The sequence below is a fragment of the Comamonas sp. wu1-DMT genome (assembly GCF_040187805.1).
Classification (GTDB): Bacteria; Pseudomonadota; Gammaproteobacteria; order Burkholderiales; family Burkholderiaceae_C; genus Comamonas; species Comamonas thiooxydans.
Genome location: NZ_JBANEM010000056.1, coordinates 1 through 836, shown reverse-complemented (window position 1 = coordinate 836; position 836 = coordinate 1). Strand labels below are relative to the sequence as shown.

Sequence of the window (836 nt, the reverse complement as noted above, 5' to 3'; positions counted from 1 at the left end):
AAAGTTGCCGCCACGCGCTGCATAGACCCAGCTGGTGCGAAAAATCAGATGGCGGCAATGCGTGGCCGCAATCCGCTGCTCGCCCTCCAGCTTGGTGCGACCGTAGACCGATAGCGGCCCGGTTGCATCACCCTCCTTGCGTGCCGCACTGCCGGAGCCGTCGAAGACATAGTCGGTGCTGTAGTGCACCAGCAGGGCGCCCAGGCTTTTGGCCTCCAGCGCCATGACTTCGGGGGCTTCGGCATTCAGGCGCAAGGCCAGATCCGGTTCGCTCTCGGCCTTGTCCACCGCCGTATGCGCTGCGGCATTGACGATCACATCCGGGCGCACGCTGCGAATGGTCTGCGCCAGTGTCTGCAGATCGCCGACATCACCGCACAGGCCATTCCCATCCACATTCACGCTCTGGCGATCCAGCGCAATCACCTCGCCCAAAGGGGCGAGACTGCGCTGCAGCTCCCAGCCGACCTGACCGTTCTTGCCCAGCAGCAGCAGCTTCATGCCGAAGCCTCGCCGGTGTACTGCTTTTGCACCCAATCACGGTAGGCGCCCGACTGCACATTGGCCACCCACTCTGGGTTGGCCAGATACCACTGCACGGTCTTGCGAATGCCGGTCTCGAAGGTCTCGGCCGGCTTCCAGCCCAGCTCGCGTTCCAGCTTGCGCGCATCGATCGCATAGCGGCGATCATGGCCGGGACGGTCGGTCACATAGGTGATCTGCTCGGCATAGGCCTTGCCATCGGCGCGCGGGCGCAGCTCGTCGAGCAAGCTGCACACGGTCTTGACGATGTCGATATTGGCCTTCTCGTTCCAGCCGCCCACGTTATAGGTCTC

2 protein-coding genes are annotated in these 836 nt (G+C 63.5%); both read right to left on the bottom strand.

Annotated elements, in window-relative coordinates:
• The coding region (locus tag V8Z78_RS27015; protein ID WP_349732511.1) for an SDR family oxidoreductase at positions 1-501 on the bottom strand (501 nt) is incomplete at its 3' end.
• A partial coding sequence (locus V8Z78_RS27010) for a GDP-mannose 4,6-dehydratase (RefSeq protein WP_349732510.1) occupies positions 498-836 on the bottom strand: 339 nt, incomplete at its 5' end. The genes V8Z78_RS27010 and V8Z78_RS27015, both read right to left, overlap by 4 nt.